Here is a 24679-nt window from a genome sequence, read left to right on the forward strand (position 1 = left end):
GCCCAGCTTCAATCGGTGCCCATTGGCATTACGGGTGAACTCTACATCGGTGGCGTTAATGTTGCCAGAGGCTACCTCAACCGTCCTGCACTCACCGCAGAGCGCTTTCTTCCTGATCCATTCTTCAAACTTGGGAAAAACCACCCCACTCTCCACTCCCCACTTCCCACTCCCCACCTCTACAAAACCGGAGACCTTGCCCGCTACCGTCCCGATGGTGCCATTGACTATCTCGGTCGCATTGACCATCAAGTGAAGCTGCGCGGCTTTCGCATTGAACTCGGTGAAATTGAAGCCGTCCTCGCACAACATCTAACAGTGCAAACGGCGATCGTCATTGATCGCGAAACAGCTTTGGGTGACAAACAACTCGTTGCCTACGTAGTTGCCCTGCCGGGACAGACGATCGTGCCCCACGACTTGCAAGCCTTTCTCCATCAAAAACTGCCGGAATACATGGTTCCTACTGCCGTTGTCACGCTAAATGCACTGCCAGTCAACGCGAATGGGAAGCTCGATCGCAAGGCGTTACCAGCACCGGAACAGATGCCATCTGAACATCCGTTTGTTGCACCGCAAACGCTGACAGAGAAAGCATTAGCAGGCATCTGGCAGGACGTTTTGGACTTGGAGCAAATCAGCATCCACGACAATTTTTTGGAACTCGGCGGACATTCGCTGCTGGCAACGCAGGTCGTCTCGCGATCGCGCAGCCTCTTTCAGGTCGATGTCTCGCTGCGCCATTTGTTTGAATCTCCGACTATCGCTGCACTTGCCACGGTCATTGAACAGCTTCAAAGCAGTAGTTCCCCCGTGCCAACGATCGGCGCAATTTCTCGGAGTGCCCGACGAGTCAAACGATCGTCCTTGCAATAAATGTCTTAGTGGGCATTTGGTGAATGTGCTGGTTTGGACGATCGCAACCAATCAATTTTTTAAGTGGTATCAGGAGCATGGGCATGGTAGTTGACGTGAACAACAATTCTCACTTTGAAGCTTTGGAAGACGATTCATTGGAAGACGACGTTCTCATCTTTCCCATGTCGTTTGCTCAACAACGATTGTGGTTTTTGGATCAACTGATTCCTGATAGTGCGCTGTACAACTTGCCGTTGGTAGTACGGCTACAGGGAACGCTGGATGTCGCAGTGCTGGAAAAAAGCCTTGACGAGATTGTGCAGCGACACGAAAGCCTGCGAACAACCTTTGCCACAGTCGATAGTGAACCTGTACAGGTCATTGCGTCGATCGTGCCCTGGCAGCTTCCAATGATTGAGTTACAGCACTTGTCGGAGGACGATCGTCAAACAGAAGTACAACGCCTCGCCGCCGCAGACGCACAACAGCCATTCGACCTCAGTACTGGACCGTTGATGCGAACAACCCTGCTGCACCTGGCTTCCACCGAGCATGTGCTGTTGCTGACCATGCACCACATTGTTTCTGATCTGTGGTCGTTCAACGTGCTGTTTCAGGAATTGTCTGCCCTTTATGCGGCGTTTTCTCAAGGCAAACCCTCACCACTGCCAGAACTCTCGATTCAATACGCAGACTTTGCTCAATGGCAACGCGACTGGCTTCAGGGAGACGTGCAGAACAAGTTACTCAAGTACTGGACGCAACAGCTTGGCGGCAATTTGCCCATTCTGGAACTGCCGACCGATCGTCCTCGCCCCGCCATTCAAACCTTTCGGGGTGCAACCCATTCCTTTGTGATTGGCGATCGCCCACTCGCTGCCTTAAAAATCGTGGCACAGCGGGAAGGGGCAACCCTGTTTATGACCCTTCTAGCAGCGTTCAAAACATTGCTGTATCGCTATACGGGACAAGACGATATTTTGGTCGGTTCACCCATTGCCAACCGCGATCGGGTTGAAATTGAAAATCTCATTGGCTTCTTTGTGAATACCCTTGTGCTTCGCACCAGTCTTGCGGGTAATCCCAGTTTTCAAACGCTGCTGAGGCGCATCCAGCAAGTCACCTTAAACGCCTATGACCATCAGAGCTTGCCCTTCGAGCAATTAGTAGAAGCGCTGCATCCACAACGGAGTCTGAGCCAAAATCCGCTGTTTCAGGTGATGTTCGTCTTTCAAAATGTGTCGGTTTCAACCCTAACGTCTGATTTGACGCTCAGTTTTGACCCGATTGAAAGCCCTACATCCAAATTTGATTTGACCTTTGCTGTTGAGGAAGACGCCGACACTCTCAACATTGAGATTGAGTACAGCACAGATTTATTTGATGCCGCGACAATCGATCGCATGGCAGGACATTTTCAAACCTTGATCGAAGGAATTATCGCCAATCCCAATCAATTGCTCTCTGAACTGCCCCTACTCACCCTTGCTGAACAACAACAGTTGCAAACCTGGAACCAAACCCAGGTGGATTATCCGCTCGACATTTGTTTGCACCAGTGGGTCGAAGCCCAGGTCGAACGCACTCCAGATGCAATCGCCGTTAGCTTTGAAGGACAACAGCTTATTTACCAGGAATTGAATCAACGGGCAAACCAACTCGCTCACTATCTACAAACTCTCGGTGTGCAACCCGATGTCCTCGTCGGCCTCTGCGTCGATCGCTCCCTGGAGATGGTCATCGGACTCCTCGCCATCCTCAAAGCCGGTGGAGCGTATGTCCCCTTCGACCCCAGCTACCCATCCGAGCGTCTGGCGTTCATGCTCGACGATGCTCAAGTGCCGCTTTTATTGACGCAAGCGCATCTAGTCGATCGGCTCCCGCCCCATCAAGCACAGATGCTTTGCCTCGACATCGATTGGCATCAACTGGCTCAAAGCTCAACTGAGAATCCCGAAAGTGGCGTGACGGCTGACCATCTTGCTTATGTTATCTACACCTCGGGTTCCACGGGCAAACCCAAAGGTGCGATGAACACCCATCGGGGCATCTGCAACCGCTTGCTGTGGATGCAGGCGGAGTATCAGTTAACGGAGGGCGATCGCGTCCTGCAAAAAACGCCCTTCAGCTTTGATGTCTCGGTGTGGGAATTCTTCTGGACGCTGATGAGCGGTGCTTGCTTGGTTGTGGCGCGACCAGAGGGACACAAAGACCCTGCCTATCTGGTGCAATTGATTGCCGCACAGCAAGTTACCACCCTCCACTTTGTTCCCTCCATGCTGCGGGTGTTTCTGGAAGAACCCAACATAGAAAGCTGCTACACCATCCGACAGGTGATGTGTAGTGGTGAAGCGCTGCCAGTGGACCTCCAAACCCGCTTCTTTGAGCGCTGCCACGCGCAGTTGCACAACCTGTATGGACCCACTGAAGCGGCTGTTGATGTCACTTTCTGGCACTGTCAACCCGAAGACCAGCAGCGCTCCGTGCCCATCGGCAGACCGATCGCTAACACTCAGATGCACATCTTGGATGCCCAGCTTCAATCGGTGCCCATTGGCATTACGGGTGAACTCTACATCGGTGGCGTTAATGTTGCCAGAGGCTACCTCAACCGTCCTGCACTCACCGCAGAGCGCTTTCTTCCCGACCCCTTTGTAAGCAATTCCCCCACTCTCCACTTCCCACTCCCGACTCCCCACCTGTACAAAACTGGAGACCTTGCCCGCTATCGTCCCGATGGTGCCATTGACTATCTCGATCGCATCGACCATCAAGTGAAGTTGCGCGGCTTTCGCATTGAACTCGGTGAAATTGAAGCCGTCCTCGCACAACATCCCGATATTCAAGAAGCGGTTGTTGTCGTTCAAGAATCCTTTGGAACCAAACGTCTGATTGCCTATCTAGTGACCACACTCCTACCCGATCGCATTCCGGTGCAACTGAAGTGTCTGGCAATTGTGAATGGGCTTCCCCCCGTCAGCGTGAACACAACAGATTTATCCTTTGATGGCACCTGTTTGATGGGCATTACGGCAGATGGAAAACCCGGTCACGCGGTTCAGTTACGACTTCAGCTACCCGGAACGACGGAGGAACAACAGTTAGAGGGAACGATCGTGTGGCAGCAAGGCAACCAAGCTGGAATTAAGTTCAATCTCACCCCAGATCAGCAATGCTTACTGCGACACAGTGTTGAATTCCTTTTTGAAGCTCAAGGTTTTCTCAAAACGCTACAGCGCCGTTTGAATCGCAACTTACGAGATTTCTTGAACCAAAAATTACCGGATTATATGGTGCCTGATCGCTTTGTGCTGCTGCGATCGATGCCGCTTAATGCCAACGGTAAAATAGACCGTCGTGCCCTGCCAACACCCGAATACGACCGCAGTGAGGCAGAAGTCGCGCTCGCGCCACCTCAAACCTTGATAGAGCAGCAGTTAGCCGCCCTCTGGAGCAAGCTTCTCGGCATTGAGCAGGTGAGCATTCAGGACAACTTCTTTGAGTCAGGGGGCAACTCCCTGCTAGCTGCTCAGTTGATTGCTGCGATTCGAGAAACCTTTCAGGTGAAGCTGCCTGTGCGGTGTATATTTGAGCAGCCGACGATCGCAGGATTAGCTCAACTGATTGAAACTGTCGATCGGAACGGACTCGTATCCATTACACAGACGCTTACCTTGAAGTCTGAAGCCATCTTGCCTCCCGAGATTTCACCTAGCAGAGCGCAGGCATTTGAGATGGATCAGATCTCGCATCCCAAACACATTTTCCTTACAGGTGCAACAGGCTTTTTAGGCGCGTTTTTGCTAAAAGAGTTACTGCAACAGACTGAAGCTCATATCTATTGTCTCGTTCGGGCTGCTGATAATTCTGAAGGGTTGAGCCGCTTACAAACCACGTTGGAGAAATACCAACTATGGCATCCAGCCTTCAATCATTCTCGCATCGTTCCCATTTCAGGAGATCTTGCCCAGCCATTACTCGGTCTTGCGCCTCAAGAGTTTGCTCGATTAGCAGCCCAGATCGATACGATTTATCACAATGGCGCAGATGTCAATTTCTTTAAGTCCTACCAACAGCTCAAAGCAGCGAACGTGTTAGGAACTCAAGAAGTTCTCAGGCTAGCCTGCCAAACTAAAGTTAAACCAGTTCATCACATTTCTACCATTTCAATTTTTGGCAGTACTTACAGTGACGCAACCATTATTCGAGAAGATGAACTGATCGACGGTCATGAAAGCCATCTCGATCTGGGCTATTCTCAAAGTAAGTGGGTTGCCGAAAAGCTGGTGTGGATGGCTCAATCAAGAGGGTTGCCTGTAACGGTGTTTCGAGCAGGCGCGATCGCAGGATCAAGCCAAACCGCAGTCAGCAACAGCAAAGATTTTGAATTCAGTTTCATTCGGGGCTGTATTCAGATGGGAGTGTTCCCTGATTTGGGCACTGAACAACAGTCATTTGTGCCTGTCGATTATGTCAGTCAGGTGATCGTTCATTTGTCCAAACAGCCGCAGTTACTCAAAAAAGCCTTCCACCTGGTACATCCCTGCCCCATTCGTAAAGTAGAGTTCTTTGAACAAATCCAGGCAGATGGCTATCCCCTCAAAAAGCTTCCATATACTCAATGGCGAGAAACCCTTTTGCAGCAAGAACAAACCTCGCAAGACAACGCCCTTATCCCGTTCTTACCTCTGTACAAAGAGGAAAGTGACCAGGATCGCTCTACCTTGTCAATCTCTGATCATAGTGATCCAACGTTTGATTGCCAAAACACCTTAAACGGTTTAGCCAAGACAACTATTAACTGTTTGCCCATCAGCCAGCTTTTAAAGATATATCTGCCTACCGTAACGACTTAGAAAAAATGTGCTGAATCTCAAATTGAGTAAGCCTAGATTATTTGCCATCTATCGGTCTTGGTTCAGTGCTCGTTTGACTTCAGGCTTGCCTATTCAATCACTTGCTACTTGGTAAAGACAAACTGGAGAAGCCTCAGTTGGCAAGAGAAGTTGCTCTGCTAAGTGGGCATTCACAGATGCACCATTGACATGAAAGGCTAGAAGCGCTTGAGGGGCGATCGCCCAGAAGGTAGCAGCGTTGGGTTGGCAACCAGAACAACTGGAGCAATTCATTCAGGCGTTGTTTGAGCAGCCAGACAGGGCTCTGGCAAGAGGCGACTGGTCACTCTTGCTGTTTAAGTTGCAAAGCCAGTTGCCAGGTAAGCATTAGCGCCAGAGGTCTAAGCAGCCCCACTGGCCCATCTAGGCAGAAAGTGACGGTTTTGATATGTATGAACAGAAGGAACGCTAGACAGCGGCTCTCATGATCGGCTGAGCTATTACTGCCCCTCAACGGCTCAACGCTTGACCTCTGTACGCTTCGTTACCTGGATGAGGATGCCTGCCTGCGGGCGAAGGGTCATGGAGGGCAGCGGTGTCAGCCGTTGATCCGGCAACAGTCTGAACTGGTATTTTTGGGCAAAGGTGGCAAGTAACAAAACCGCTTCCATCAGGGCAAAATTCCGACCAATACAAACGCGGGGTCCTTCGCCAAAGGGAAAGTAGACGCCCTTCGGTAACTGCTTTTCCAGGTCGTGCTCCCACCGTTCGGGCTGAAATTGCAGTGGGTTGGTGAAATAACGCGCACTCCGATGCATCACCCAGGGGCTAAAGATAAGAATGTGCTTGGCTGGAATGTGATAGCCAGCCAACTCACAGTCTTGAATGGGAGCACGTGCCAGCGAAAAGAGGGGCGGATACAACCGCAGCGCTTCTTTAATAATCTGCTCGGTGTAGCGTAGCTGAGGCAGGTCTGCCAGAGTAGGGGTGCGATCGCCCAACACCACTTGCAACTCGCTGACCAACTTACTTTCAACAGCGGGGTGCTGTGCCAACAACATCCAGGTCCAGGACAACGCATTGGCTGTCGTTTCATGCCCTGCCAGCATCAATGTGGTCAGCTCATCACGCAACTGGCGATCACTCATCCGGTTGCCGTCCTCATCTTGAGCTTGCAGGAGCAGGGACAATAGATCGCCTGGATCGTTGCCACTCTGACGGCGTTCCTGGATCAGCGCAGCAATGGCTTGATCCATCGTCTGGAGTGCTTGCTTGTAGCGACGATTGATGGGCGTCGGCAAGCCCGTGAGGGGCAGAAACGCTTGTTTACGGCGACTAAAAAACCACTCCATCGCCACTTCTAACGTCTGAGCAATGGTTTGTGCAGCCACGCCTGTCATGTCCACATTAAACAAGGTCTTGGTGACAATGTTTAACGTCAACTGCATCATGTCTTGATGCACATCACGCACTTCGCCCTCTTGCCAGGTCTGCACCATGCGTTCAGCGTAGAACACCATCGTCTCGCCATAGGCAGCAATGCGCTGTTGATGGAACATGGGTTGCATGAGCCGACGCTGACGTGCCCAAAACGCACCTTCGCTGGTGAGCAGTCCCTCGCCCACCAGACTACGCACCGCTTGCCAGGCGGGTGTGCGTTTAGTGAACAGTTCCGGTTGCTTCAGGACTTGCTCAATGTGCTCTGCCTGGGTCAGCAGACAGGCGGAAGAGAAGAGAAACCGTAAAGGCACAATTTCCCCATAGTCGGCGGCACAAGCAGTCAAAAAGCTGAGGGGATCTTTGGCAAAGTCAAACGTATTGCCGAAGAACAGTGAGCCTTTCGGGCGAGAGAGTTGGTGTAGACCTTTGCTCATGGCAGTAGGGAAGCTTGAAGTTGTGACTCTTGCACTTTACCGTCACTGTAAGCGAACTGCTTTCCCGCTGCTAGCTGCTCTTGAAAGACTGACTGCTTAGCATAGCAGCAGAAACAAGCCAGCGTAGCAGCTGATCAATGACAGCCGACAGCAAGTCTAGCGAGCGTTGCTGTCCTCTAAGGTCTCCAACTGCTTCTGGAGCAAACCTTAGGCAAGAAGATGGTATTACCAGAGCGCAAGCCGGATAGCATCGAAGCTTTTTTTGAGCGCTTTCTAGAAGTCAAGTGAGTCATGATCGATGGGACAGAACGACCGATTCAGTGCACGCAAGACCCGCAAGCCCAAAAAGTGAATGACTCAGGGAAGAAGAGACGACATACCCGTAAACATCTCGCCGCTGTCGATGAGAACAAACGAGTCTTGATTTTGAGCCAAGTCTGTAAGGGTAAGTTGCATGATAAACGCTTCTATGATGAAGATGATATTACAGGTAATATCCCGACTGACATTCCAACTGAAGTGGCTTTAGGCTTTCTCGGCTTGCAAAAGGAGTATGACATGCAGAATAAAGTCCCATCCTACGAGCACTATCTGTAGCGGGTATTGAAGGAATTGGTATAACGCTGTTTTTTGCTGTGCTTGCACAGCAAAAAACAGCGCGAACTCAACCCAGAAGCACTTCTAGACGGTGGTTTTAGTTCCTTTGTTACGGAAACGCCAGAGTTTGCTCAATGTAAAGCGGTATACCAAGTGATCGCAGGGGAATACTTAGCTTACTATGTCACTTTTGTTGCTTAGGATGGTTGTTTGGGAGACGAGTACAATAGCAGAGCTACATCAATGCAAAGGCGTTCTGCACTAGTTATCGACTCCCGCTGTCATCCTGTGTCGCACGCCTTATACTGAGACTCTGCTATATGTGTTCCCGTACCGTTAACGTGCTTTTAGTTGAGGATGATGAAGAGGACTACCTCATCACCCGCAGTTTGCTCTCTCAAATCAAGCCGGTAACGTTTGCTCTCGATTGGGTAGCCACCTATGAAGCGGCTTTGGAGAGCATTGCCAACCATCAACATGATGTTTATCTAGTGGACTACCGTCTGGGACCGCATGACGGGTTAGAATTCTTGCAAGCCGCTCTGGCAAATGGTTGCAGAGCGCCAATCATTCTCTTGACTGGGCAGTCGAATGAAGACATCGATTTGGCGGCGATGAAGGCAGGCGCGGCAGACTATTTGGTGAAAGGTCAGATTGATGCTTCACTCCTAGAACGATCGATTCGTTATGCGATTGAACGCAACCGCACCTTAGAAGCGTTGCACAAGAGTGAAGCACAACTGGATGGCATTTTAGGATCGCTTAAAGACGTGGTCTGGTCTGCGACTGCGCCTAACTTTGAGATGCTCTATATGAGCACTGCGGTGCATACCCTTTATGGGCGATCGTCCGGTGAATTTGCGGCTAATCCCAACCTCTGGTTTGAAGTGGTGCATCCCGACGATCGCCCTTGGGTCGAGCACGAATCGCAAGCGCTCTTACACAGCGGTTCTAAAGATCTGGAATATCGCATCCTACAGCCTGATGGCACGCTTCGTTGGGTGCGCGATCGCGCTTATCTAGTCTGCGATGCCGGTTGGAAGACAACGCGCATCAATGGCATCATCACGGACATCACTGAGAGAAAACAGGCAGAGGTCGCCCTAAAGCAGGCTATGCATAAAAACAGTCAGCTTGCGGCGGCAATCTCTCACATTGGCACAGGTGTGACGCTGAGTGATCCAACGTTACCCGACAACCCGGTCATCTTTGTGAACCCTGGCTTTACAGCCATCACGGGTTATACAGCCGAAGTAGCCCTGGGAAAAAACTGTCGCTTTCTACAAGGTCCAGAGACAGACCCCAGCACGACCAATAAACTACGACAGGCGATCGCCCAACGCCAGTCCTTTACAGGCACGCTGCTCAACTATCGTCAGGATGGCACTCCGTTTTGGAACGAGTTGACGCTTAACCCAGTCTTTGGTGACGACGGCACGCTGATTAACTTTGTGGGTTTGCAAACGGATGTCACTGCCCGCAAACAGGCTGAAGCAGCCCTTGAGCGCCTGCGCCGCCAGAACGAGCTAGTCTTAAACTCGGCTGGAGAAGGCATTTATGGTCTGGATTTAGAGGGAAAGCTCACCTTTATTAACCCGGTCGCCGCCCAAATGCTGGGTTGGGACGCTGACGCACTGATTGGCAAACTTATCCCTGGTTTTGTGCATTCGTCGCAGCCGAAGGGAACGCTGCACTGGCAACCAGGTTCGATCGATTCAGCCGCTGACCAATGTTTCCTCCATCACGTTAGAGAGGAGGTGTTCTGGCGCAAGGATGGCTCCAGCTTTTTGGTGGAATACATCAGCACACCAATTCTAGAGCATGGGACGTTAATTGGAACGGTCGTGACCTTTCAGGACATTACGTATCGGCGACAGGCAGAAGCGGCGCTGCGGGAGAGCGAGGAGCGCTATGCCATTGCGGTGCAAGGTGCCAAAGATGGACTGTGGGATTGGAACTTGAAAACCAATCAGGTATATTTTTCGCCCCGATGGAAGTCAATGTTGGGCTGCGAAGAAGACCAAATCGGCAGTAGTCTAGATGACTGGTTTAACCGGATTCATCCAGAAGATTTTGAGCACGTGCAAGCGGCGTTGCTGGCTCACTTCGCGACTCAGACACCTGACTTTGAAAGTGAGCACCGGATGCTGCACCAGGATGATACTTACCGATGGGTACTCTGTCGTGGGTTAGCAGTGCACGACGACGATGGTAAAGCAGTGCGAATTGCAGGTTCCTTGACGGATATCACCAGCCGTAAGCGGACCGAAAAGCAACTACTGCATGATGCACTGCATGATGCACTAACTGACCTAGCAAACCGCGCCCTGTTTATGGATCGATTAGAACGGGCGATCGAACGGGGCAAACGCCATGAGCAGTACTTGTTCGCCGTCCTTTTTCTGGATCTAGATCGCTTCAAGCGGGTGAACGACAGCCTGGGTCACGTGATTGGTAATCAGCTTTTGATTGCGATCGCGCGGCGGCTACAACTCTGTGTGCGGTTAGAAGACACGGTAGCCCGTTTGGGCGGCGACGAGTTTGTTATTTTGCTAGAGGGCATTGAGAGTGCGAGTGATGCGACACGGGTAGCAGAGCGTATTCAAATGGAACTGGCACAACCGTTTCACTTAAGTGGGCACGAAATGTTTGCCACTACCAGCATTGGCATTGCACTAAGTGCAACAGGTTATAAGCAACCAGAAGAGATTTTGCGTGATGCCGATGTTGCAATGTATCGTGCCAAAGCATTGGGCAAGTCTCGCTATGAAATGTTTGATACAAGTATGCACGCGCAAGCAGTCGCACTCCTGCAACTTGAGACTGACCTCCGCCACGCGATCGAACGCCAGGAGTTTGAACTGCACTACCAACCGATCGTCTCGCTTAAAAACAAACAGTTGGTTGGGTTTGAGGCACTAGTGCGCTGGCGGCATCCGCAACGAGGACTGGTTTCGCCAGGAGAGTTTATTCCAGCCGCAGAAGATACTGGTTTGATCGTGCCCCTTGGGTGGTGGGTTTTACAAGAAGCCTGTCGTCAAATGCAGGTTTGGCAGCAGCAGTTTGCGGTCAAACGTTCTCTTAGTATGAGTGTGAACTTGTCTGGTAAGCAATTGACGCAACCAGATGCGGTGGAGCGCGTCAAGCAAAGCTTGCAGACAACCGGTCTTCATCCCAGCAGCTTAAAGCTGGAACTGACGGAAAGTTCCCTGATGGAGCATGCCGAATCGACAATCACCATGCTGCAACAGCTTAAAACCTTGGGCGTTCAGCTAGCGATCGATGATTTTGGGACGGGTTATTCCTCCCTCAGTTACCTCTATCGGTTTCCTGTAGACACCCTCAAAATTGATCGATCGTTTATCAACAAAATGGATGTTGAGCTGGAGAAGCTAGAACTGGTGCGAACCATTGCCACCCTTTCCTGGAATTTAAGTATGGATGTCGTCGCCGAAGGCATCGAAACCCAGCAACAACTCTCACATCTCAAAGCCTTGGGCTGTGAGTACGGTCAAGGCTATCTCTTTTCTAGACCTGTCGATGCGATCGCCACAGAAAAGCTCATTGCAGAACACGCCCAGCGCGAGCAACACGAAGCGATGAAAGCGTGCAAATTTGCTTAAAACGTCAACGGCATATCAGTCCCCTTTTGAAACCCACACAGTGAAACCCATCCAGTTCAGCACATCAGCTTCCCTCTATCTCTACCACCCAGATCTACTACCGCACACGCTTTAAAGGGAACTTCAGTGATACCTTCAAGTTCAGAGCACGACAACGCTATCCCAGCCGATCAGCAATCGCGGGCATTCTTACGAGCATCCCTAGCTTATACCCAAAGCATCTTTGAAACAGTGCGAGAACCACTCGTGGTATTGGATGCTGAGTTGCGTGTGAAAACAGTCAATCATTCGTTTTATCAGACTTTCCAAGTGTCTCCCGCTGAGACCTACGATCGCTTGTTTCACGACTTGGGTAACGGTCAGTGGAACATTCCCTCCCTGCACACTCTGCTAAAGACTGTCCTGTCAGAGAATACGCCCTTTGAAAACTTTGAAGTCGAGCATGAGTTTCAGCAGATTGGACGCAGGACAATGCTGGTCAACGCACGTCAGATTTTTCAGGACACGGCTCAAAGCTGCCTTATTCTGCTGGCGATCGAGGACATTACCGAGCGCAAACAGACCGAAGAGACGTTAAGGCAATTTACTGCCCGACTGGAGCAGAGCAATCGGGAACTGCAAGATTTTGCGTCGGTTGCCTCTCACGACCTGCAAGAGCCGCTCCGCAAAATTCAAGCCTTTGGCGATCTCCTTACCAGCGAATTTGGTTCCTGTTTACCCGAAACAGGGCAACAATACCTGCAACGTATGCAAAACGCGGCAGCTCGAATGCAAACGTTGATCAACGACTTGTTAGCTTTCTCGCGCATTACTACCAAAGCACAGCCCTTTGTCCCCGTTGCTTTAACTAAAATTGCTCAAGAAGTCTTGTCAGATTTAGAAGTACAGATTCAGCGCGTTGGCGGACATGTTGACATTGGATCACTACCCACCATTGATGCTGATCCGCTCCAAATGCGGCAACTATTGCAAAACTTGATCAGCAACTCGCTTAAGTTCCACCAGCCCGATGTGCAGCCTCTCATTACCCTTCAGGCGCAAACGCTCAAGCGACAAGATGCTGCGAACGACAAAGCACCCGTCTCTGAAATCTGTCAAATTCAGGTTTCAGATAACGGTATTGGCTTTGAAGAAAAGTATCTAGACCGCATCTTCACTGTGTTTCAACGGTTACACTACCGGAATGAATATGAAGGCACCGGAGTTGGTTTGGCTATTTGCCGTAAGATCGCTGAACGCCACGGCGGGAGTATTACCGCAACCAGTAAACTAGGAAAAGGCGCAACATTCATTGTTACCCTACCGCTACAGCAATCCCCCACACTTGTTCTACCGTGAGTAATTCTGGCAGACCGATTATTATTCTGATGGCTGATGATGATGAGGAAGACCTCATGTTGGCAAGGAGTGCTTTAGCCGCTTGTCGTTTAGCCAATGATTTACACTGCGTGAGAAACGGGGAAGAATTGCTGGATTATTTATATCGACGGGGTGAATATAGTGATCTCAAGCATTCACCGCGACCTGGTTTGATTTTGCTTGATCTAAATATGCCTCGTAAAGATGGACGTGAAGCGCTGAAAGAAATTAAAGCTGATCCAGATCTGCGGCAAATTCCGATCGTGATCTTAACAACCTCGAAAGCTGAAGAAGATATTTACCGCACCTATGATCTGGGCGCTAACTCGTACATCACAAAACCAGTCATGTTTAATTCCTTAGTAGAAGTAATGCAGAGCTTGGGCAAGTACTGGTTTGAAATTGTTGACCTACCAGTCGGTAGCTCGAACGATTAGGTGAGCAACCAAGTGGTTGAATACTCTCGCCTAAGTGCTTTGCACACGCTTTGCGAACGCAATGTCTTCAACTTCTTGGTCAATCAATTGGCTGGCTTAATCGCTTATACCGACCAAGAGAAGAAGCCCTCCTGAGATCTAGAGTACAAAGGCTTGCCTGAGCCGCCTCTTTCTAACCTCGTCGAACTCGCGTTGATCATAGTTTGATTCAGGTTCAAATCTCAGTCTGAGTCTTAATCTAAGACCGATGCTTGAAGGCTGGTGTGTGCTTTGAAACGGTTTCTCAGCAGGGTTTTGAGCTGAAGTCACCTCTTGCTGTCGATCGCCTAAAAAGGTCGATCGATGATACAATTTAGAGGTACAAGTGATCGCATCTCTACTGGTGCGACCGTCGCCTCTTGGGTTGCGTTTAGAGTCGCTCCCACAGTGGGTACCAGCTTGCGTTTTGGAGCTTTTCGCATATGACTTTTTCCCAGGATACCCCCAACGATCGGATTGTTCCTACCGACTTGCGGAACGAAATGTCACGATCGTACCTGGAATACGCGATGAGCGTCATCGTGGGTCGGGCACTTCCTGATGCGCGCGATGGTTTGAAACCAGTGCATCGTCGCATTCTTTATGCCATGCACGAGTTGGGTTTGTCGCCCGATCGTCCTTTTCGTAAGTGCGCTCGCGTTGTTGGGGATGTCATTGGTAAGTACCACCCTCACGGCGATACAGCGGTGTATGACGCATTGGTGCGGATGGCGCAAGATTTTTCGATGCGATCGCCCCTCATCAACGGGCACGGTAACTTTGGTTCTGTAGATAATGATCCGCCTGCAGCGATGCGATATACCGAGTGTCGCTTGCAGTCGCTCACGACCGATGCCCTGCTGCAAGATATTGAAGCCGAAACCGTTGACTTTGGCGCAAACTACGACGGGTCGCAGCAAGAACCGCTGGTCATGCCTGCCCGCATTCCACAACTGCTGCTGAATGGGTCGTCGGGTATTGCAGTCGGCATGGCGACTAACATTCCGCCGCATAACCTGGGCGAACTGATCGATGGTCTCACTGCGCTGATTCAAAATCCTGATCTGACGGATCTGGAGTTGATGCAGTACATCCCCGGTCCCGATTTCCCTACAGGGGCACAGATTCTCGGTAGAACTGGGATTCGTGAAGCCTATACTACTGGGCGTGGCTCCATCATCATGCGGGGTGTAGCACAGATTGAAACGATCGAGCATCGTGGTCGCCCCGATCGTGAAGCCATCATCATCACCGAGTTGCCCTATCAGACGAACAAAGCTGCGCTGATCGAAAAAATCGCTGAGATGGTGAATGAGCAGCGGCTAGAAGGCATTTCGGATATTCGGGACGAGAGCGATCGTGATGGGATGCGGATCGTCATTGAACTGAAGCGCGATGCCTATCCCCGCGTCGTACTCAACAACCTCTACAAGCAAACACCGCTACAGGCAAACTTTGGCGCGAATATGCTGGCGCTCGTTAACCGCGAGCCGCAGTTGTTGACGCTAAAACATTTCCTGGAAGTGTTTCTTGACTTCCGCATCGAAGCGATTACACGACGTACCCGCTATTACCTGCGTAAAGCCGAAGAGCGCGATCACCTCTTGCAAGGGTTGCTAATTGCACTGAGCAATCTGGATGGCATCATCAACCTGATTCGCCATGCTGCGGATGCACCGACCGCAAAGCAAGAACTGATCGACACTTACGGACTCTCAGAACCACAGGCAGATGCCATTCTGCAAATGCAGCTTCGCCGTCTGACCGCGCTAGAAGCCGAAAAAATTCAACGCGAACATGAAGATTTGCAAGTTCAGATTACCGATCTGCGCGACATTTTGGCACGGCGTGAACGCATTCTCGAGATTATCGTCACTGAAATCACTGAGATTCGTGCTAAGCACGCCACGCCACGCCGCACCATTATTGAACAATCGGAAGACGAACTGGGCGACATTGACCTCATTGCGAACGAGAGAGCCGTCATCCTGCTGACGGAGCAGGGCTACCTCAAGCGGATGCCTGTGAACACGTTTGAATCCCAAAGCCGTGCTACTCGGGGTAAAGCGGGTGCCCGCATGAAGGAAGATGACGGGGTAGAGCATTTTCTCACCTGCTGCGACCACGATAGTGTGCTGTTTTTCAGCGATCGAGGTGTTGTCTATGCCCTCAAGGCATATCAGATTCCTGTCGGGTCACGCACTTCACGGGGTACGCCAATTGTACAAATGCTGCCCATTCCCCGTGAGGAGAAAATCACTGCGTTTATCCCCGTTACCGAGTTTAGCGCTGACGAATATCTGGTAATGTTGACTCGCAACGGCTACATCAAAAAAACCGCGCTGACTGCTTTCAGTAATATTCGCGCCAATGGACTCATTGCGATCTCGCTGGAAGATGGCGATGAACTTCGCTGGGTGCGGCGTGCACGGGTTGATGACAGCATTATTATTGGCTCTAGCTTGGGACGATCGATTCATTTTCGTGCGAACCATGAGCAGTTACGTCCTTTAGGACGGGCAACGCGGGGCGTACGCTCGATGTCGCTGCGCGAGGGCGACCGCCTCATAGGAATGGACATCTTACCCAGTCAAATTGTGGCGGATCTGGCGCAAGTGCTGGAATCGGCTGTGGAGCCAGAGGTTGAGGAACTTAATAGCGAATTAAACGGCGAACTGGTTGAAACTGGCGAAGCTGGGGAAGTTGACCAACCCCTAGCAGCCAGCAGCCAAATGGGTCCTTGGATTCTAGTCGTGACAATGGGCGGCTACGGTAAGCGGGTGCCAGTAGCACAGTTCCGTCTGCAAAACCGTGCAGGCATGGGTTTAGTTGCCACTAAGTTCCGCAAAAAGGGCGATCGCCTCGCTGCACTGCATATCGTTAATGAAGGTGCAGAACTAATGATGGTCACGAATCGGGGCATCATTATTCGCCAGTCGGTTAATGCTATTTCGTCTCAATCACGATCGGCTACAGGTGTGCGAGTACAGCGGCTCGATGAGGACGACGCGATCGCAGCCGTTGCGCTTGTACCGCTTTCTACTGGGGAAGACATTGCACTTCCTGATGAAGCTGTAGATGAGGAGCAAGCAGCAGAATAGAAGCGTTGTAGCCATTAACGGAGCAAGTAAAAGACTGAGGCTGGTGAATTAAGTCATCTGTAGACCTTACAGGTTAGAAGGGCAAGGGTCTTTGGCATAGTAATGCTAAGTCAAGGCTGTGTTCTTAGATAAAATTGCCTTCACTTAATCTGTGTCCCGTTAGCCCTTTATGCCAGAATTGTCAGCGTTCTGACAGAAGCGTTGGTATTCTGAATGTTCAACTGATAGTTGCAAGCTGACTTACTCAATCCAGCATCTCAAACTTTATGCCAACGCTGTTGGTTAAGAACATTCATACTCTAGTCACGATGGATGCAGCGCGGCAGGAGCTTCGCAATGCAGCCATCTTTGTGCACGATAATGTGATTGAGCAAGTGGGGACAACAGCAGCATTACCCCAGACCGCCGACGAAGTTCTGGACTTGCAGGGGCGACACGTTGTTTTGCCTGGTTTGGTGAACACGCATCACCACTTCTACCAAACGCTGACACGGGTTGTGCCAGCGGCACAGAATTGCAGTCTTTTTAACTGGCTGCAAACGCTGTATCCCTTCTGGGCACGGCTCACAGCACAAGGGGTTTACATTAGTGCTCAGATGGCGGCAGCAGAACTCATGCTGTCGGGTTGCACTACTGCCAGTGACCATCTTTATCTGTATCCCAATGACTGCACATTGGATGATGAAATTGAGGCAATGCAGGCGATCGGGCTACGGTTTCATGCCAGCCGCGGCAGTATGAGCGTGGGCGAAAGCCTCGGAGGCTTGCCGCCTGATTCATTAGTAGAGCAAGAAGACGTCATCCTTAAAGACTCGCAGCGGTTGATTGAGCAGTATCACGACAACTCACGCCACTCAATGCTACGGTTGACGCTGGCTCCCTGTTCACCGTTTAGCGTGTCACAGGATCTCATGCGCGAATCAGCCAAACTGGCACGATCGTACGACGGTGTGCGCTTGCATACCCATCTAGCAGAAAACAAGTCGGATGTCAGCTACAGCCTGGAAAATTTTGGCATGATTCCAGGCGACTATGCAGAGTCAGTGGGCTGGCTGGGTGAGGATGTGTGGCACGCCCATTGCGTTCAACTGAGTGACGACTCTATCCAGAAATTTGGCAGAACTGGCACAGGCGTGGCGCACTGTCCCTGTAGCAATATGCGCCTTGCTAGCGGTATTGCCCCCGTCCGCAAACTGTTGGATCACAATGTCCCGGTTGGCATTGGTGCCGATGGTTCCGCTTCTAACGACACTAGCAATTTGCTGCAAGAAGCCCGCCTTGCTTTTCTGTTAGCCCGCGTCCGCGATTGCGACCCCACTGCAATGTCAGCACGGGAAATTTTAGCAGTGGCGACCCTGGGTGGTGCCAGAGTGCTGGGTCGAGATGATATTGGCGCGATCGCCCCTGGTATGTCCGCCGATTTTATTGCCGTTAATGTCGATCGACATCCTTTTGCAGGGGCACATCATGACATCGTAGCGGCACTAATTTTCTGTCAAGTTAACTCCGTAGATTACAGCTTTATCAATGGTAAAAAGGTTGTCGATCAAGGGCAACTTACGACTATTGAACTGCCCACACTGGTGGAAAAACACAACCGAATTGCCCATCAACTGTTAAACCCTACGTAAAAGTAAGTAGGTAGCGTAGGTTAGAGATCTAGCGCGCTAGCGAGCGATCGAGATGCTGAAGCAAGCCCTATACGACGTTTTACACAGTTTTAGGGGTTGCTTAAACAGTCTCTTCCTTAAAGATTGGATAAGGGAACGAGCCCTCAATGCAAAGATTGAGTGATCAAAGCTTTTAATCCGAGCGAAAAATAATTATATACCTATAAGGTAGCGGTGAGTATGCAGGACGTTCAGGCATACGTTTGTTTTTTAAGGAAAAGCAGATGTCTATCAGTCTCTTTGATGCCAACTTTTATCGTGCAGCTAATGCAGATTTAGCAACCTTCAGCAACGAGCAAGCCGCTGCTCATTTTCAAACCTATGGGTTAGGTGAAGGTCGTCGCTTTTCAGCCTTTGCAGATCTCAGCTTCTACCGCGCGAGCAATCCAGATTTAGCAGCGGCTGGCGTGAGTAGTAATCAACAATTATTTGGTCATTTACAAACTTATGGCGTTGGTGAGAACCGCCAATTTTCCCAATTTGTTGATCTCAATTTCTACCTAACACAGAACGCAGATGTTAGTCAAGCTTATGGCGGCAATCGCTTTCAAGCTTTGCAGCACCTGGAAGTCTATGGACTTAATGAAGGGCGATCGTTTTCTAAGTTTGTTGATCTCAATTTCTATCAAGCGAACAATCCAGATTTGCTTGCTGCGGACGCAGGACCAAAACAATTACTACAGCATTTAGAGATTTACGGCTTAGAAGAGGGACGACGGTTTTCTAAGCTCATTGATGTCAATTATTATCTTGCTAATAATCCTGACTTACAAGCAGCAGGCTTAAGCAAGACCCAAGTATACAATCACTTTATGCTTTATGGACAGTACGAATATCGTATTACTGTAGCAACTGCTCTTTATAATCGTTCGTTGGGAGGGCTACCTGACAGTCAGGGTTGGCTCGATTACACTACTTTACGATCGACATCGGCTTTTCCCACTACTGGAAACGGTAGCGAAACATTTACTAGCGGTGGCACCCGGTTTGTCAGCGATGCAGTCAGCTATACGGGCTACAGTAACTACACTGCGAACCTTTCTAACCCCTTTAATCCATCACTAAATCTAGTTAATTCAGCCTTTCCTACACTCGATCGCAATGATGGTTTTAGAATTAACTTTGATGTCCAAATTAATAGTGAAAGTCACAACAATGACAATCGGGCAGGTTTCAGTATTGTAGTGATTAGCGACGATTTGCAAGGTATTGAAATCGGTTTTTGGACTAATCAAATTTGGGCACAGCAAGTTAGTGGCAATGTGTCTACTCGCAGTACTGCTCCGACCGCAAACGCGAATTTAGATACAACTGTTTTCAACAACTACAACTTAGTTGTTCAAGGGAATGCTTACCAACTTTATACGAATGATTTGAAGACCTTGCTTCTGTCAGGCTTTTTGACTGACTATAGTTCCTTTAATCCTCAAGTGCCGGTACTTCCCTTTCCAGTTAACCCTCCTAACCCTTACCAAACGCCTAACCTTTTGTTCTTTGGCGATGACACAACCTCTGCCGGTGCCGATGTCACATTAGGAAATGTTGCGGTTGTACCTGTCGGATAGATTAGTGGAGCGTCTTTAAAGAATGCTTTGAAGGATTAGAGAAGAGATGCACAGTGCCGTGCAATAACTTGGCGTGGATACCTGGAAGTGCTGGCTACCCAATCATCTTTGAGGACAGATGGTACTGAGCTCAACGTTACATTAAAGTCGTTTTATTCCCGTAATTATGCTGAGGTAATCTGCAAAATTATCCTGTTTTAGCTGGTCTTTAATTGTAAGAAGAATTGAAAGGTTTGGCTGTTTGCTGCTAGTTCGATCGCTTTCTGCAACAAGGCTCTGGCTTAAGTAGAGGTAGTATGCCTTAGAACAAAGCCATAGGTGATGAGAGTGGTTGAAGACGTTTAGCGACAGCCCGATCGGAGATTCGCCAGGAGTTGGTATCTGTGAAGACTGGTCAAGGGGCGGGGCTACTGCAAGACAAGCGGCAGCAGGAGCAGGGGTTTACTCTCCTTGAGGTCACGATCGTACTGGTTATTAGCGGCATTTTGGCAGCGATCGCGCTGCCGTCGTTTCTTAATCAGGCAAGCAAAGCCAAACAGATTGAGGCAAAGATGTATCTCGGTACGCTCAATCGTGCTCAACAGAGCTATATACTGGAGCGTACTCAGTTCGCCGATACAGTGAACCACTTGGGCATAGCGTTCCCTAGCAGCCTAAACTACGGCTACTCCATCCGTCTGAATAGCGCGGGCAACCAATACGCCGTTCATGATGCTAAGTCATTAAGTGTTAGTTTGCGTCCCTATGTTGGCGTAGTGGCGATCGCTCAAAGCGGCACTGGTGACGCAAGGATAGAAGTTGTTTTGTGTGAGTCAAAAGCAGCCCAACAGGGAAAAGCGGAACAGCCTGTTATCAACGCTACTTCGGTGAAATGCGCTTCTAGCACTAAGCCTGTAGGACAGTAATGGTATAGCAAAAGGATAAAGGATAAGGGATGAATCGAAACCCTTGCTCAAAGGAAGTTTCAAGGTTTAAGTCTGTCCTAACGTTCGCTTCAACTGCTATAGCTGATTGTTATAGGTTGGTTGTTAGAAGCAAGCGTTGGCTAATAGTAAAACGTAGCGTCGAAAACTCGAAATTCAAAGCTTCGTTCTATCTGCCTCATGCCCCTAACATCTGTTCAATCCACTCGATGCCGCCAACTGCTAGGGCACCAGCGAGCGCAGACGTAAACGCCGACGACAAGGCTGTGACAAAGAGCCACCAGGCAGCGATCGCGACAGCTTTGCGGGTTTCGTTTGCCTGGTGCTGTGCCTGTTGCTGCAACGCTTCAAGGCGACGGTTAGCGGCTTGCTGAACGGTTTCGATCTGGTTGATCGCACTTAGGCGGGCGGCATCAAGGCGATCGGTAATTTGTTGTGCAAAGGTAGTAGAAAGGTCGTCACGAGTGCTAATCAGGGCAGCAAGTGTATCGCGATTTAGCGTGCTCAACTGGTCGCGCAGCGTGTCTCCCAGGGAACTGCTCAGGCTTTCTAGCCCTGCACGAGGGTCAACCAAAACTTGCTGAACGTCTTGCTTGATGCGATCGTAGTCCAGGTCAGGGAGCGGCAGGGAGGCAATCGAGTGACGCAACTGGTCAAGCGTCTTAGCGATAGTAGCCTGAGCCTGCTGCTGTAGGGTTTGGGCTTGGATGATCGCCCCTTGCACCGTCGTTTCTACTGTCTCGACAATCTGGCTAATGTCATCGTTAGCAATGTCGCCTCGCTCAGAGAGTAGTGCCACCAGGCGATCGCGGCTAAGATTTGTTAGATGCTGCCAATCTGGGGCGGTTTCAGAGATCGTTTGAACGCGATCTAACAGGCGTTGTAGAGAGTGTGGCAGGCGATCGAGGCGGAGATCGTCCGGTTCGGCATAGCGTAAATAATCAGTCAAATGGTCTTGCCAGCTTTGCACTTGCCGCTTGCTGCGGAGTGCTAAGCGACGCGGTAGTTTGCCGATGGTGTAGAGCGATCGCTGCACCTGCCGCAATAGTTGCTGTCGTTGCTCCTCTGTCAGATCCGGTCGCTGCTGCACGGATTCAAGCAGGGGTTGCCAATCCAATGAGCCGATCTGACCGAGCCAATCTACGTCTGCATAGTGCTGCTTCAGGTAGCCAAGCAACGCTTGAGGCAGGTCAGTCGCATTGAACGTAGAGAGGTCAAGGTTCTGTAGAAAGTCTTGCAGCAAAGTGAGAACCTGACTACCATCAGATACTTTGTCAGCAACCTTTTGGGGTGCCTCATGCAAGCGGCTCCAGGCTTTTTCTAGCTGCAAAAGCACTCGCTGCCGCTGCTTTTTGGTCAAGTCTGGGTGAGCGCTTAACCACTCTTCAGCCGTAGCGCGATCAAACGATGGCAGGTAGCCTTGCAAGTCAGAAAATTCAACCGCAGTGGCTTTTGTAAGGTGTTTAAGCTGACGCTGGATATCACGGGCGGTGAGCTTCTGGGTGTGATCGCTCACGTATGCGCCCAGAGCTTGCCAGAGTGCGGTTGCCTCTGTTTCTACGGCGGCTTGATGCGCTTGAACCTCTGCCAGTAAGCGATCGACACTGGTTTCAAGCGCCGTTATCAACCCGTCTAAAGCCTTTCCACTCCATTCTCGCTGTTCAGTCAGCAACGCTTCCAGGCGATCGCGGTTGAGGTGATGCAGGTAAGCGCTCCAGCGATCGACCGTAACACCTGACTGATGGAGCAGTGACCGCAGTTTTTCTTGAAGATGCTGTGGCTTTAAATCGGCTTCAGACGCTGCCTGAAGATCGGTCACAACCTGCTGGCTAAAGGCTTGTAACGGGGCTTCAGCAATAGCAGTCTCCAGCTTTTGCAACACGGCTTGTTGGGTTTCTTCTAGGCGATCGACAATTTTCTCTACCTTTTTGGACGACAGATCATCCCGTTGTTCTAGCAGCGTTACAAAAAAGTCTCGATCGATGGCTGAAAGCTGCTGCTGTACGGCAGCGGGGTTTGCTTCTGGGTCGTAAATGACATCCTGGAATTCTGCTTGTACCGTCTTGCGCGTCAGATTCCAGGGGTAAGCATTGAGCAGATAATCTTCAACATCAGCTTTGATCGTGTTGTGGAACGCTGCCTGATCAGTCGTTTCTGCTGACTTAGACGACTGTGTGAATGACTGGAACTGCTGCAAAAGACTGCCAACATCCAGATCTGACAGGTCTACACGATCACGCACAATCCGCGTCAGGCGCTTGAGCAACTGCTGCGGCTCTAGTGAAGTGCTGGTGACTGCTGCGACCTGCTGATCGTCTGCCGCTGCCTGATCATCAGTTGTGGGTGTTTGAGCCGCTAGAAGGCGCTGGAGACGATCGTTGACCGCTTCTGGTGTCAGTTGGTCTGGGTTGGCAGTTTGGAAGAAGGTGGTGAGGTCAGCGATCGCGTTAGGGGCACCCATCACCTCCTGCCATACGCTTTCAAGCTGATCCACGACATCGTTCACATCACGGGTGGAAAAATCAGAGCGACTACTGACTAGCTCTACCAGCGTTTGACGATCGATGCGATCCAGCCCTGTCGCCACGGCGGACACTCCCGAATCAGCCAGAACACTTGCTACTACCTGTCGAATGCTCTGCAAATCAGGCTTAGGCGGTTGTATGGTCTGCACATACTCTCGCAGCGTGGTTTCAAGGTTGCGATCGGTTGCTTCTACCTGATCTTGTAGGGTTGCCAGGCTGGTTTCTGTCGCTGCTATGCGCTTGGTCAAAGCGGCTGGTAGTACGTCTGCTGTTTTCTCTTTTCGCGTTAATGCAGTCGCGATCGTTGTCACTAACGTTTGTACACCCCCACTAATTGCACCAACCAACGTTTCCAATAGCGATCCAGCAGCTTTTGTACTCAGCCAAAGCACGCTCAAAAAATAGCCCGACCAGATGACGACACCGAGAACGGCTCCCAGGGTTGGGCTACTAACAAGGCTTAGTTTCACGGCTAAAAAGCACGCGATGAACAAAACAACATTGACAGTCAAGAGGGTGCTAGCCCCAATAGCAAAACCAAGCTTGCCCGCTGTATTGCTGTTTGTAGTGGTTGCTTCCGGCTCATCATTGGACTGAGTACTGGGCAGATAGCCGATCGCTGTAATGCCAGCCGCCACACCAAAGGTTGTCAACAACAACTGCACAGCAAAGGCAAGCAGCAAGCCTGTAAACAGCGTTGTGAAAACGGGGGCACTCATAGCCAAAAGTGGGGATGCAGCATACATGGTGATGGCGACCATTAGGCGCTAAATACAACAGCCTGGGTAGCACAGCGATCGCCATACCACCCAGGCTGTCAAGTCTTACTTTCAAATTAGCAACCTTAAGTACTTGACTGCCACTTTCCTAAGTAGGAGAACGCCTCAGTATGAAAACGCCTCAGTAGGAGAACGGTAGTAATCAAGCACCAAACGCCCAGTGCTTAAAGAACGCCAGCGTTACTAAGTCCTAGGATGAAACCAGCGCCCAGAATGTGCCCAAAGCTTGTCGTTGCCAACAATTCTGGTACGCCAAACCCTTCAAAGAGTCCGGGTGCTTTGACTGGTAGCGCAGGACCGACACCACGTCGTTGAATGGCAAAACGACCGATCGCGATCGCCAGCAGGTTTGCTGCAATCATGACAATGGCAACGTTGGGCGACCATTCGACGCTTCGTGCAACAGCCGCTAAAGGTGTGTAAAACATTTTGCCTCCTAAAGATTGATACGCTTATAAACAAGAAGGATTATAAAAAGCTCTCAGGAGCGAACCTCTAAAAAAGCTGATTTTGTT

At 50.4% G+C, this 24679-nt stretch carries 13 protein-coding genes and 2 pseudogenes; 11 read left to right on the top strand and 4 right to left on the bottom strand.

Going from position 1 to position 24679, the window contains the following annotated elements; genetic code table 11:
- Together H6F76_RS13980 and H6F76_RS13985 are read left to right on the top strand one after the other, a co-directional pair.
- The coding region (locus H6F76_RS13980; protein WP_190509051.1) for a phosphopantetheine-binding protein at window positions 1-876 on the top strand (876 nt) is incomplete at its 5' end.
- Between the two features lie 83 nt (window positions 877-959).
- The gene (locus H6F76_RS13985; protein ID WP_199322108.1) at window positions 960-5714 is read left to right on the top strand and encodes a non-ribosomal peptide synthetase; all 4755 of its coding nucleotides are present in this window, start codon (window positions 960-962) and stop codon (window positions 5712-5714) included.
- Window positions 5715-5807: 93 nt separating this feature from the next.
- Here H6F76_RS13985 and H6F76_RS13990 read toward each other — a convergent pair whose 3' ends face one another.
- Entirely contained in the window at window positions 5808-5987 is a 180-nt protein-coding gene (locus H6F76_RS13990; protein WP_190509053.1) for a hypothetical protein, read from the bottom strand.
- A 224-nt stretch (window positions 5988-6211) separates the two neighbouring features.
- Window positions 6212-7567: a cytochrome P450 gene (locus H6F76_RS13995; protein ID WP_190509054.1), complete on the bottom strand. Its 1356-nt coding sequence runs from the start codon at window positions 7565-7567 to the stop codon at window positions 6212-6214.
- Between the two features lie 291 nt (window positions 7568-7858).
- Between H6F76_RS13995 and H6F76_RS14000 the strand changes: the two genes are divergently transcribed.
- The 9 genes and pseudogenes from H6F76_RS14000 (at window position 7859) to H6F76_RS14035 (ending at window position 20842) form a co-directional block, all read left to right on the top strand.
- Window positions 7859-8164 carry a transposase family protein gene (locus H6F76_RS14000; protein ID WP_190509055.1) on the top strand — a complete coding sequence of 102 codons (306 nt, stop codon included), beginning with the start codon at window positions 7859-7861 and terminating at the stop codon, window positions 8162-8164.
- 320 nt (window positions 8165-8484) lie between these two features.
- On the top strand, window positions 8485-11787 hold the full coding sequence (locus H6F76_RS14005; RefSeq protein WP_190509056.1) for an EAL domain-containing protein: 3303 nt from the start codon (window positions 8485-8487) through the stop codon (window positions 11785-11787).
- 126 nt (window positions 11788-11913) lie between these two features.
- Window positions 11914-12351 (top strand): annotated as a pseudogene (locus H6F76_RS31490) (PAS domain-containing protein); the annotation flags it as partial.
- 30 nt (window positions 12352-12381) lie between these two features.
- Window positions 12382-13125 (top strand): annotated as a pseudogene (locus tag H6F76_RS31495) (ATP-binding protein); the annotation flags it as partial.
- Window positions 13126-13154: 29 nt separating this feature from the next.
- Window positions 13155-13583 carry a response regulator gene (locus H6F76_RS14015; RefSeq protein ID WP_190449893.1) on the top strand — a complete coding sequence of 143 codons (429 nt, stop codon included), beginning with the start codon at window positions 13155-13157 and terminating at the stop codon, window positions 13581-13583.
- A gap of 461 nt (window positions 13584-14044) precedes the next feature.
- Window positions 14045-16702, top strand: a complete 2658-nt coding sequence (gyrA, locus tag H6F76_RS14020) for a DNA topoisomerase (ATP-hydrolyzing) subunit A (RefSeq protein ID WP_190509058.1) — start codon at window positions 14045-14047, stop codon at window positions 16700-16702.
- 266 nt (window positions 16703-16968) lie between these two features.
- A complete protein-coding gene (locus tag H6F76_RS14025; protein ID WP_190509059.1) occupies window positions 16969-18333 on the top strand; it encodes an 8-oxoguanine deaminase in 1365 nt (454 codons plus the stop codon).
- A gap of 263 nt (window positions 18334-18596) precedes the next feature.
- A complete protein-coding gene (locus tag H6F76_RS14030; protein WP_190509060.1) occupies window positions 18597-19937 on the top strand; it encodes a hypothetical protein in 1341 nt (446 codons plus the stop codon).
- Window positions 19938-20320: 383 nt separating this feature from the next.
- Window positions 20321-20842, top strand: a complete 522-nt coding sequence (locus H6F76_RS14035; protein WP_199322109.1) for a type IV pilin-like G/H family protein — start codon at window positions 20321-20323, stop codon at window positions 20840-20842.
- A 196-nt stretch (window positions 20843-21038) separates the two neighbouring features.
- Here the strand turns inward: H6F76_RS14035 and H6F76_RS14040 are convergent, their stop codons facing one another.
- Both H6F76_RS14040 and psaK read right to left on the bottom strand, forming a co-directional pair.
- Entirely contained in the window at window positions 21039-24104 is a 3066-nt protein-coding gene (locus H6F76_RS14040; protein WP_190509062.1) for a hypothetical protein, read from the bottom strand.
- Window positions 24105-24328: 224 nt separating this feature from the next.
- Window positions 24329-24592 (bottom strand): photosystem I reaction center subunit PsaK, encoded by a 264-nt coding sequence (psaK, locus tag H6F76_RS14045; RefSeq protein ID WP_190448468.1) that lies wholly within the window; start codon window positions 24590-24592, stop codon window positions 24329-24331.
- Between the last annotated feature and the right edge of the window lie 87 nt (window positions 24593-24679).

Source organism: Leptolyngbya sp. FACHB-321 (assembly GCF_014695975.1).
Lineage (GTDB): Bacteria > Cyanobacteriota > Cyanobacteriia > Leptolyngbyales > Leptolyngbyaceae > Stenomitos.